Raw genomic sequence first — 12,112 nt, 5'->3', positions numbered from 1 at the left:
GCTTCTGAATCTTCTTTATAGAATCTTCAGGGTCTGTGTATTAATCGATCTTTGATTTTCAAGGTTCTGTTGCTCTCATTCCTCAGAACTGATGTTCCGTGTCTCTTGAGTGCTCACATAATATATCAACTCCCGGGACAGTTGTCAAACACTTTTTTAAAATTTTTTTGTATCTATATTTGTACATCGTCTCAAAGTAGCGATAACTACTCTGTCGGCAAACATTCAACAATATATAAATGTTTTTTTATTCTTTTGGCCTATAACTATATTTTTCGATGTATGCGGAGGGTGACATACCATATTCCTTTTTAAATGCTCTGTAAAAACCGGAGTAATTCTGGAAACCATACTGTGCGCACACATCACCGATCAGCTGCCCATCACGCACTGCCTCACAGCATGCCGAAAGACGTTTTTTAGTTATGTATTGGTGTAACGAGAGCCCTGTATTCTCCTGAACAAGATGTGCTATATAATATTTATTCAGATAAAAATATTCGCTTAAAGCATCAAGACTCAAATCATCTTCCAAATGTGTGGATATATAATCCGTTATTGTCTGATATACGGATATCCTCTCATTTATCATTGTTTTTTCGTTTTCATGATATGCAAAACGATTTAGACTCAAAAGAAAATCTCTCATAAGATTTTTAAGCTGTTCTTCTTTGCCAAAACGTTCTGTGTGCAGTTCCTCCAGTATACCGATCAGTTTGTTCTTTATACTGTTATGGGATAATGTATCAAGGTGATATATATATTCCTTTTCTTTTTCAGCTTTTTTGAATATGTATCCATATGATTCCGACCTTCTCATCAGGTCCGCAACATTAGACTCACTTATCCATACTACAAATCTTCTGTATACTGTTACTGTATCTTCTGACAATGCTCTGTGAAATATTTTCAGGGGGACAATGATAACATCCCCGGTTTTCATTTCATATTTTTTATCCTCTATCTCTAAAGAAACTTTTCCTTCTTCAAACAGATATATCTCATAAAAAGAATGTGCATGCTTTTCCACGTTTGGAAATCTTGTGTCGCTGTAATAGTAAATCTCAAATGAATCAGATTTCATCTTTTGCCGTGTATCAAATATTGACTGCAGCTTTCTTTTCATTTATATCCTCCTATCTATTAACGCTTCGTTTCAGACGTAAATATAAACGGCTTCGTTTATATTGTGATTTTCATATCAAAATATACCGCAAGTTTGGAAATGTTTGCAACAATCGTGGCAATTCTTTTTCATCTGATTAATAGCTAAAATATTATGACATAAGCTAAACAAATACATATTGGAGAGAATCATGAAATTAACAAATGAAACATTGAAAGATAAAACTTTTTGGGCAGAGAGAGGATATCGTCTTCCTTCTTTTGACAGAGATGATATGATCAGGAAAACATGTAATAAACCTACCTGGATTCATTTTGGAGCAGGTAACCTGTTCAAGGCTTTTCAGGCTGACGCGTGTCAGCGTATCCTGGACATGGGGCTTGGCGATAAAGGCATTATCGCTGCTGATCGCAAGGAGAAAAAGCCTGAGGAGAATGACAACCTTACAGTCAAGATTACATTAAAGGCAGATGGAACTACCGAAAAAGCCGTTATCGGTTCCATAGCTGAAAAGGTTTATCTTTATGGAAGCGAGGACAGACTCAAAGAAATATTTGAAGCTCCTTCTCTCCAGATGGTTTCATTTACAATTACAGAAAAGGGATATGCCATAAAAGACCCGAAGGGCAATCTCCTTCCGGATATTGAAGCAGATCTTAAGAGAATGCCCGACTCTACAGAAACTTATATGGGGCGTATGACTTCTCTTCTTTTCGCAAGATATATTAAGAATGCTGCCCCTCTCGCCATGGTCAGCATGGATAATTGCTCCCACAATGGAGATAAACTTAAGGCTGCCATTTTATGTTTTGCAGAAGCTTTCGGCGACAAAGGCTTTATTAACTGGCTTTCTGCCAAGGTTTCTTTCCCCTGGTCCATGATTGATAAGATCACTCCCGGTCCCGACGCATCTATCGCCAAGCTTCTGTCCGATGACGGCCTTGATAAGGATACACCTTTTGTTAATGCTGAAGAGCGTGAGTATCTTGTTATCGAGGATGATTTCCCAAACGGCAGACCTTGTCTTGAGAAAGCAGGTATATACTTCACTGATAGAGATACCGTTGATAAGGTTGAGCGAATGAAGGTATGCACCTGTCTCAATCCTCTTCACACCACTCTTGCTGTATTCGGATGTCTGCTTGGCTACGACAGAATTTCCGATGAAATGAAGGATGCAGACCTTCGTAAACTGGTTGAGAATGTTGGTTATAAGGAGGGGTTGCCTGTTGTAACGGACCCTGGCATCATTAGTCCTAAGGAATTTATCAATACTGTCATCAATGAGAGAATCCCTAATCCGTTCATGCCTGACACGCCTTATCGAATTGCAACAGACACTTCCCAGAAGCTGTCCATACGTTTCGGAGAAACTGTTAAGGCTTATATGAAGTCTGACACTTTGAAGGTATCCGATCTTAAATTCATTCCTCTGGTTTATGCGGGATGGCTCAGATATCTTATGGCTGTGGATGATGAGGGTAATGCTTTTACTCCTTCTCCGGATCCTCTTCTTGAGACATCTCAGGCACAGCTTTCCGGAATGAAACTCGGCGATGAGCCTGATAGCGAGAAGCTTAAGAAATTCCTCAGAAACGAGACTGTCTTTGGCGTTGACCTGGTGGAAGCGGGACTTTCGGACATGATCATCAGGTATTTTGGCGAAATGACCAAGGGGATTGGCGCCGTTAGACATGTTATCGGGGCGATGTGAAATGGCACGAAAAATGCAAGGGGCGTGCGCCGGCCCACGAGATTGAAAGGACAGACTGGCCGCTATGTCCGCCTTGTTCGCACTGACGTGCGCCCAAGGCGGACATAGCGGCCAGTCTGTTCTTTCAACTCGCAAGCCTTGGCACCCTCCCCTTGCATTTTTCTCACATTTTATATACCGGTTAATCATTAAATAAGGCTATCTCCCGGTGTGTAAGCACACACTGGTGAGATAGCCTTTTAAAATCATGAAGGTGTTGAGTATTTGTTGTTAAAATGTTTTTTTGCATGCACCTGATCTTCTGTCTCTCCTCTGCGTGTCATACCAAGCCCAACCCATTTGACGACTAACACCATCAGGAAAGGGTTTTACTCGATTTATGCTTTTGTGACCGTGATTACGATTTCGCCGGTGTAGGTTCCGGGTTTGATGTCGGTTTTTTTGCCGTCGACGGTCATTTCCAGTTTGTAGCCGGAAGGTGCAACGAGGGAAGCATTGTCTTCAATTGTGAGGCTTCCGAGGTAGGAGTCGTGGGTGACGGTCCATACGGAGTCTCCGGAGAAGGTTGCGCTGATGCCGAAGTTTGCCTCTGCACCGTAGTAGTTTCCGTTGAGGCTTGTGGTCTTGCCGGATGAATTTGTGTAGCTGAGACCTGATACTTCCCAGAGGCCGTTTGATCCGTCTGCAAAGGAGCCTGTGAAGTCGGAGTTCTTAAATGTTACTGTAAGAGCTGATGAACGGCTTCCGCTCATTCCTTCGACTACTCTTTCGATGTCGCCTTCATTCCAGATAATGCCGGATGCGTCGGAATTCTCGAAAGTAATTACAGGGGCTGATCCTGCTTCCGATGCGATGAGGTAATTATAGTCATCACTGTTAGTGTTCTCAAATTTAGAATTTGTAAAGAGGAGGTTCTCTCCTGCTGCCTCAAATTCCATTACAGAACTTACTGTTCCGCCGTAGGCGCTGCCTACTACAAGGTATGGAACGTCTGAAAAGTCTGTGGTTCCGGTGTATGCACCTGCCGAGTAGTTGTAGTAGGTGTTATCCAGGACTGAGCTTCTTAACTTTGTATCTTCTGTGTAGGTTTCTCCCGCAATTTCGCTTAATGTCTCAAGTAGTTTTTTCTTTGCAGAATCATTCACATCATAATTCTCGCAAAGTTGTCCGATGGTCATGTCAGCATCACTCATCATAAAGTGCATGAGTTCTGTGGTTCCGCTAGCCTTCTCCCAGGCATCCGCTGCGGCCTTTGCTTTTGCGCCTGTGATGTAGTTCGACATGTTCTTAGCTGCCCGGACGGTAACATTATCAAAAACAGAAGTCGAATCGGTGTTGATGCCCCCACGGTTTTTGATTCCCATGACGCCTTCAAGAATAGTGTTCTTCAGCTTGTAGGTTCCGCCGGAAGCGATAACCGCTGCGGCATCTGCCTTTGAAACGAAGCTTGAATCCTCGGCAGTTATGACACCGCCTCCGATAACATAGGCTCCGGCTGAACGGTTGCCGTAAACAGTTGCGGAGAAATTCTTTACATCCACAACGCCGTTTCCGAAGTCATTGGCAAGCGCTGATGCCTGACCTACGGAATAGCTGCCGTCGATACCGGTGGTTCCGGTTACGTCCTCAAGGTAGGCATAGCCTCCGTAAACAACGTCTGCCACATGGTTATTCCAGCCTTCGAGGGTGAAGTCGGCGTTATACACATAAACCGAAGCGGTGTCTGACTTTGCATCGCTTTCACCGGTCTTTGTTCCGGAACCTCCGGCGATAACGCCATTTGCGCCGTCACCGTTTGCATAGAAGGTGCTGGTCTCGCCGTCGGTGCTTCCCACTGTCACGATGCCGCCGTTTGTTGCATAAAGAAGAGCATTCATGCCCCACTCCATGGCAATCTCAACGTTATAGCTGGAAAGGCCTGTTAGGTAAGACATTTTAGCCCAGTTGGCACTTGCAGTCGAGGTACCGTTAATGTGATCAACTGTGATGCTTGCATAGTCATCAGCCCATACAAGAGAGCGCTCCTCATTTGCCTCTGCGCCTATGGCATCTCCGTCTTTAGACGTATCTATAGTGAGGTCTTTTTCCTTCACATCCTCGGACTCACCGCTTGCCTTGACAACACTGTCAGCAAAGCTTAAGTAAATCGGGTTCAATGTATCTCTGGCTGTGAGACCGTTTAAGTTCTCATTGTCACTCTTTATGACTGTAGAATCATAGGAATAATTTACACCGTAAGGGGAGTAGTAGATAATGTCTACGTCGCCGTCATTATCAGTATCCTCATAGCTCATGTAACGATAGTTTCCTGAACCTGTTGCCGGGAAAGCTCCTGTTACGGTATCATTTTCAACTTCTTCACCGGTCTTTACGTCGTATGCTTTGACATCCTTATCAAGAGTAACCTTGTCTCCGTTTATGTAATAGCCTTCCTCAAACTGAAGTACTGACTTAAGCTTTTTATAGGACTCGTCTGACTCGATTTTTTCCTTAAGTGCCTTTGCATCATCTTCTGACAGATACCAGAGGGTTTTTGTGAGGTCTGCTTCCTTAACTTTGTCCTTGAAATCCTCAAAAATTTCAACCTTCTCCTCTTCCGCAACATAAGCGTCGCCTGAGAAAGTTACAGTTGATCCGGAAACCTCAACATCTGAAGCTTCACCGGAAGCACTGACTGCGATGGCGGTAATGTCATCCGTTGTGATGGAGTAGTTTTTGTCAGAGGAAACATTAAGGTATGTTCCTCCGGCAATGGCTGCAGACTCTGAGTTTTCAAGTTCCACAGTGAGAAGCTCAGTACCGCTTGTCACCACGTCCTTTCCGCCTGCCTTTGTCTGAGTTGTGCTTTCAGGAAGATAGAGGACAGCATTACCGCTGGACTGGAAAGCCGCATCGTCAATGCTTACATCGGGGTTAGCAAAAGAAATAATGGTTGCAGTATTCAGGTCATAAAATGCCCACTCGGAAACTGTTTCCACCGTATCGGGAACGTAGACCGCCATGATCTCGCTGTGGTGGCCAAATGCCTGAGCAGAGATTTCGGTAACGGGTGCACCGCCGAGAACTGACGGGATGATAACAACCGCATCCTCTTTACCCGCATAGTAAGTGATGGTGCTGGTTACTTTTTTGTTCTCACCCTCTCCTGTTGTGATGACATCAAAAGACCAGTCGCCCTCAGTTACGGAAACCTTTGTACTTGTTTCCTGAGCGCCCGGCATTCCTCCGGGACCACCCGGACCTCCCGGGCCTCCCTGTCCACCCGGACCGCCGGGCATCTCTCCCGGAGCTCCACCCGGGGCACCGTCAGGAGCATTGCCGCCAGGGGCACCGTCAGGAGCTTCACCCATCGGGGCACCGTCAGGAGAATCCGGAGTTTCACCATCCTTTTCTGCTCCGGTCTGTTCAGCAGAATCAATAACACTTTCTTCCGCAGTTGTCACCTCCGGAATAGTTGTTGTATTACAGGCAGCAAGTGCAGATGCGCTCAATGCTGCCGCCATAACACAGGAAAGAGCTTTAAGATTTTTTCTTCTCATTTAGTTACTTCCTTTCACAATCATCAGGAAACTGTCCGAAGATTTAATCCGGGTATTATTCATACCAATACTTCTATCGACATCTTCTTGTTTTTTATTCGCGTGTAATCTAGCAGACGAATCTGAAAGGAAACTGAAAAGGATAATTTGTTCAATCAAATAGAGCTCAATTTATGACTCACCTAAAGATATCTGTAATCTGGGGCAACTTTTATCAGTATAATACTTCACCATCATTGACTCTCCTATGGTATTTCATGAATTGAGTCATATATGTTCACCTAAAGTCCTTATCTTTTATAAATTAATGTTATGTCATATAATCATTAAAAATAACCGGCCGGGAGGAACAGAGTATGATTACCATAAAGCAGATGACCTACTTTCTTTCAGTATGTAAAACCCAGAATCTAAGCAGATCTGCCCTTGAGCTGTACGTATCGCAGCCCACTCTTTCCGTTACCATAAAAGAGCTTGAAGAAGAAACCTCAGCACAGCTTTTCACAAGGAAAGGCTCCCGTCTTTCTCTTACGGAAGCAGGTCGGAGACTGAGAGATGAAATGAAAAAGGTCATGGATCAGTACGACAGGATGAACAGTATGATCAACTCAGGTATCCTTACCAGAGACTGTTTAAGACTTGGATACTCCACCATTATAGGAAGTGAAGCCATCCCTTTGATATATAAAAGTTTCACCGAAAAGAATCCTTCCATACATCTCGAAATAACCGAGGGTGCCGGATGGAATCTGCTGCAGAAGCTGGACGAGGAAGAGCTTGATGCTGTACTCACAGTAGAGAATTATATGCAGGATAAGCTTTGGGAAAAGAGATTCTCGACAAAGAATATAAAAGCCTCATTGCTGGAATATTGCGTAAGCAGAAACAGTCCTCTGGCATCGAAGGAAACCATAACCCTCGAAGAAATATCCAGAGAACCGCTTATTCTGTTCGATCACAATTTTCCTTTGTCAGATACCATTGAAAAGATTTTCAGCATCAGAGGCTACAACCTGGATGTAAGACTCCGAAGCTCCCAGATCTTCATGGTGTCAAGATTCATCGAAGAAGGCCTGGGCGGCGGATTCCTCCCGGCCTCAGCCTGCCGTGACCACGTAAACCTGGTGCCCATCGAATGCCCCGAGCTGTCGGACTCCGCCGGCATGGAAGCCCGGGTCTACTGGAAAAAACACCACGTCGCAAACAAACCCCTGGAACAATTTTTGGAATTCCTGAATACAAAGAAATAGAGCCACCGGAATGGTGGCTCTACTATTATGTAAGATCGGTGAACGCATCGATATGATTTCCGCTGACTTTAACCTTAAATATATCGTTCTGCCGTAAAGCACCTTTACTGCAAAGGCGTGTAAACCACTGTATCGGTGTGTCCCCGGCCTGATATTCAGGAAGGGTAGTGGCCGGATCAGTATATCGATATTCGAATACAGTATTTGCATCCACGATATATTCTCCTCTGCTTACCGCATCAAGAATTCTCACATATACATCCGGATTATAAACACGGCCATAAGCTACCGCCATAATACGGTACCCGTTTCCGTCAAATGACACTTTGTCATTATTCATAGATGTTAAATCCAGCCATTTTGCAGAATCAGCTGAATCACCGGGAGTTAAATTATTTGCTGTTCTGGTGCGAACAACACCGTCTACGATCCATGCACCGTTTGAATCTACTTCCCAGCCGTTAGGTGTAGTTGTATTTACGAGGCAGTAACCATCTTCATCAAAATAGTAGCACTCTGAAATACCGTCATTGTTTCCGTCTATCCACTGCCAGGTGTTCTTAGGATATGAACCGTTTCCTTCGTCATACCTCCAACCCTTGGAATCATTCTTCCATGTTCCGGCCATTGCTGTAAAACCCGCTAATATTGTCAATAAAAAAGTTGCTGCTGCCAATCCTGTTCTTCTCATAACTTCCATCTCTTTTCTTCTGCACGTTTACTTATTAATAATAACACATACTATTAAATAGTAAATTATTCTGCAATTTTTCACTAATTTTTTCACCTTATCTCTACGTTTTTTGTGATTTACCAGGATTCTAAGGGGAAGATTCGCGCCGAAATCTATTTATTTATAGATGAGCGTGTTTCAGTTTTTCACAACGTGAGAAAAATGCAAGCGGATGGGTGCCTAGGCTTGCGAACTGAAAGCACAGAATGACGGATTTGTCCGTAATGGGCGCATGGCAGTGCGAACAGTACGGACAAATCCGTCATTCTGTACTTTCAACTTCGTGAGCCGGCACCCATCCGCTTGCATTTTTCGTACCATTTCAAAAAATCCCCCTTGACAATCCCCCAAGGTGGTGCTAACCTACTGATGTTCAATTCAGTATGTTACTGTTCGCAGGCATTCACTGTACATAAAACGTGTTCTATGTTTATGTGGTGAAGTGTCTGTTTTTTTATGCCCCCGCGTAAACGCGGGGGCATTTTTTGTACATGAAGTCCTGAACCGAACGGATAAATCAAGGAGGATCTATGAAAGACAACATTTTTTCAGTTTTACAGCGTGTAGGACGAAGCTTTATGCTTCCTATCGCCATGCTTCCGGTTGCAGGCCTTTTACTTGGACTCGGCAGCAGTTTCACAAACCCAACCACTATTGCCACCTATCATATGGAGGCACTTCTCGGAAGCGGTACTCCGCTTAATGCACTTCTTAACATTATGAACGCTGTTGGAAGTGCCATCTTCGGTAACCTTCCCCTTATCTTTGCAGTTGGTGTTGCCATCGGTATGGCAAAGAAGGAAAAGGAAGTTGCAGCCCTCGCTGCCATGATCGCTTTCTTCGTAATGAACATCACCATCGAAGCCATGCTCAACATCACAGGAATGATCGTTGACGGTGCGGTTGCAGAGGGTGTTCTTGAAGGAACGGTAACAAGCATCGTTGGTATCAATACCCTTCAGATGGGTGTGTTCGGCGGTATCATCGTAGGTCTCGGAGTTGCGGCTCTTCACAATAAGTTCTATAAGATAGAGCTTCCCGCAGCCATCTCCTTCTTCGGTGGTTCACGTTTCGTACCTATCGTTTCAACATTTGCCTATATCGGAGTGGGTATCCTCAGCTTCTACCTCTGGCCATTCGTTCAGAAGGGAATCTTCGCTCTCGGTGGTCTCGTAACAGACAGCGGATATATCGGAACACTTATCTTCGGTCTCATCAAGCGTGCACTCATCCCATTCGGACTTCACCATGTATTCTATATGCCCTTCTGGCAGACAGCCGTTGGCGGACAGATGGAAGTTGCAGGAAAGCTTGTTCAGGGCGGTCAGAACATTTTCTTTGCTCAGCTTGCAGATTCACAGCATGTTGCTCACTTCAGTGCAGATGCTACAAGATACTTCTCCGGAGAGTTCATTTTCATGATCTTCGGTCTCCCGGGTGCAGCCCTTGCCATGGTTCGCACTGCAAAGCCTGAGAAGCGCGGTCAGGCCGCAGGTCTTCTTCTCTCAGCCGCTCTTGCATCAATGTTTACAGGTATCACAGAGCCTATCGAGTTCTCATTCCTTTTCGTTGCACCTATGCTTTTCGTAGTACAGGTTATACTCGCAGGTTCAGCATACATGATCGCACATATGCTCAATATCGCAGTTGGTCTCACCTTCTCAGGCGGACTTCTCGACCTGTTCTTCTTCGGTATCCTTCAGGGTAACGAGAAGACAAGCTGGATGCTTATCATTCCTGTAGGTATCATTTACTTCCTGCTTTACTACTTTATCTTCAGCTTCCTTATCAAGAAGTTTGATCTTAAGACACCGGGTCGCGAAGATGACGATCAGGAAACACGTCTCTACAGCAAGAAGGATTATCTTGCAAAGAAGGACGGTGAAAACTCAGACGTTACAGATGAAAAGAGCGACCTTATCATGAAGGGTCTCGGTGGTAAGGCAAATATTTCTGACGTTGACTGCTGCGCTACCCGTCTTCGTGTAACAGTTAAGAAGCCTGAACTTGTAAATGATGGTATGCTCAAGGCTTCAGGCGCATCAGGTGTTGTACATAAAGGTACAGGCGTACAGGTTATCTACGGACCTTCAGTTACTGTTGTAAAGTCAAATCTTGAGGATTATCTCGAGACACAGCCTTCAACAGAGTATCATGGAGATGCTAATGCCAATGCAGAAACATTATCACAGGAAACCGCTTCTGCTTCAGAAAAGACAGTAACTAAAACCATAATTATCGGAAGCCCTCTCAACGGTGAAGCCAAGGAACTTTCAGAGACTCCGGATGAGGCATTTGCCGGCGGCATGATGGGACAGGGTGCATGCATGATTCCGGGAGACGGTACTCTCTATGCTCCCTGCGACGGCGAAGTAACATTTGTTTTTGACACAAAGCACGCTATCGGATTCGAAACCGAGGATGGCATCAACATGCTCTTCCATATGGGTATCGATACCGTTAAGCTTGACGGTCAGGGCTTTACAGTTCTTGTTGAGAACGGTCAGAAGGTTAAGAAGGGTGATCCGATGCTTAAGATGGATCTTGATTTCATCAGCAAGAATGCTCCTTCAACCGCATCTCCTGTTCTTTGCACCGACCTCGATGACAACATGCAGGTTCGTCTCATCAAGACCGGAAAGGTGAATATGGGCGAAGATTTAATTGCTATCGACATTCTCGGATAAAAAACATATAATGGCGATACAGAGCTAAAACCCTGATCAGCTTTAGATTCGAGATTCACAACCCCTTTCAGGAACTGCCTGGGAGGGGTTTTTTAGACGAAGGATAAATATAAACTATGTATCGTGTCAGAAAAGTTTTAAATCATAATTCTATCATTGTTGTGGGTGTTGATAACAATATTTCGGCTGACCCGGAAAATGATGAGGGGCTTAAATCTTATCTGGTTCTCCATAAGGGTATAGGATTCGGTGTAAAGATCTCTGAGAGACTGGACCTTCCCAAAGATGCCTCCATCTACTCACTGGAAAAGACAACGGAACGTGGCAATGCTATGTCCATCGTCAACGCGGTGGATCCTGTATGTCTTGAGATTTCGGATGCCGTTCTTGATGAAGCAGAAAAAGCTTTTGGGAAGGTAGACAGAACCATAGTATTCCCTATGGCTGATCACCTGGCATTTGCTGTTCAGAGAATAAAAAAAGGCGAAAGTATCAGAAATCCTCTGAAGGATGACATTCGCCTTCTTTTTCATATGGAATATCAGGTGGCGGAAACCGTTGCACCTGTTCTGGAGCAAAAATTCGGACTCGTCATAAATGAAGATGAGATCGGATTTATCGCGCTGCACGTTCACTCTGCCATCGTTAATGAAAATGTTGCCAGATCTCTTCAGACCGCACAGATAGTACGTAACTGTATCTCTTATATAGAAGAAAAGACCGGGCACAAGCTCGAAGTCACTTCCCTCGGATATAATCGTATGATGAATCATATCCGCTATATGGTGACACGCATCGAAACCGGAGAGCTTCTGAAAATGAATCTTAATGACTACATGGAGCTGAAGTATCCGGACACATTTAAACTTTCCGCTGACATCTGCAATCAGATGAGCAGGCTTTTGAAGAAATCGTACCAGGATGCAGAGATAGGCTACCTTGCAATGCATATAGCAAGGGTTATTGGAGTGGAATGATCCCGGGCACGGGTTAATGTGTCATTAGTTTGCAAAACGAGTCAAAACCCCGTACCCATAGTTCTCAGGGGACGGGGTTTTTGAAT

Annotated in this window: 7 protein-coding genes; 4 read left to right on the top strand and 3 right to left on the bottom strand. The window is 44.4% G+C overall.

Annotated features, from left to right (window positions below; translation table 11 throughout):
- Positions 1-247 precede the first annotated feature (247 nt).
- Complete coding sequence (locus BLV86_RS13240; RefSeq protein WP_090818352.1) at positions 248-1,126, bottom strand: AraC family transcriptional regulator; 879 nt, start codon at positions 1,124-1,126, stop codon at positions 248-250.
- Positions 1,127-1,316: 190 nt separating this feature from the next.
- Between BLV86_RS13240 and BLV86_RS13235 the strand changes: the two genes are divergently transcribed.
- Positions 1,317-2,840 carry a mannitol dehydrogenase family protein gene (locus BLV86_RS13235; protein WP_090818349.1) on the top strand — a complete coding sequence of 508 codons (1,524 nt, stop codon included), beginning with the start codon at positions 1,317-1,319 and terminating at the stop codon, positions 2,838-2,840.
- 377 nt (positions 2,841-3,217) lie between these two features.
- Here BLV86_RS13235 and BLV86_RS13230 read toward each other — a convergent pair whose 3' ends face one another.
- Positions 3,218-6,379 carry an autotransporter outer membrane beta-barrel domain-containing protein gene (locus BLV86_RS13230; protein ID WP_090818347.1) on the bottom strand — a complete coding sequence of 1,054 codons (3,162 nt, stop codon included), beginning with the start codon at positions 6,377-6,379 and terminating at the stop codon, positions 3,218-3,220.
- Positions 6,380-6,735: 356 nt separating this feature from the next.
- On the opposite strand from BLV86_RS13230, the gene BLV86_RS13225 reads away from it, so the two are divergent.
- A complete protein-coding gene (locus tag BLV86_RS13225; protein ID WP_090818344.1) occupies positions 6,736-7,629 on the top strand; it encodes a LysR family transcriptional regulator in 894 nt (297 codons plus the stop codon).
- 25 nt (positions 7,630-7,654) lie between these two features.
- Here BLV86_RS13225 and BLV86_RS13220 read toward each other — a convergent pair whose 3' ends face one another.
- Positions 7,655-8,320 carry a hypothetical protein gene (locus BLV86_RS13220; protein WP_139297926.1) on the bottom strand — a complete coding sequence of 222 codons (666 nt, stop codon included), beginning with the start codon at positions 8,318-8,320 and terminating at the stop codon, positions 7,655-7,657.
- Between the two features lie 572 nt (positions 8,321-8,892).
- Between BLV86_RS13220 and BLV86_RS13215 the strand changes: the two genes are divergently transcribed.
- Both BLV86_RS13215 and BLV86_RS13210 read left to right on the top strand, forming a co-directional pair.
- Positions 8,893-11,049, top strand: a complete 2,157-nt coding sequence (locus tag BLV86_RS13215) for a PTS sugar transporter subunit IIABC (protein WP_090818335.1) — start codon at positions 8,893-8,895, stop codon at positions 11,047-11,049.
- Positions 11,050-11,165: 116 nt separating this feature from the next.
- Positions 11,166-12,026: a PRD domain-containing protein gene (locus BLV86_RS13210; protein ID WP_090818332.1), complete on the top strand. Its 861-nt coding sequence runs from the start codon at positions 11,166-11,168 to the stop codon at positions 12,024-12,026.
- Positions 12,027-12,112 lie beyond the last annotated feature (86 nt).

This window comes from Oribacterium sp. KHPX15 (assembly GCF_900107835.1).
Lineage (GTDB): Bacteria > Bacillota > Clostridia > Lachnospirales > Lachnospiraceae > Oribacterium.
This window is presented reverse-complemented; position numbering and strand designations above follow the sequence as displayed.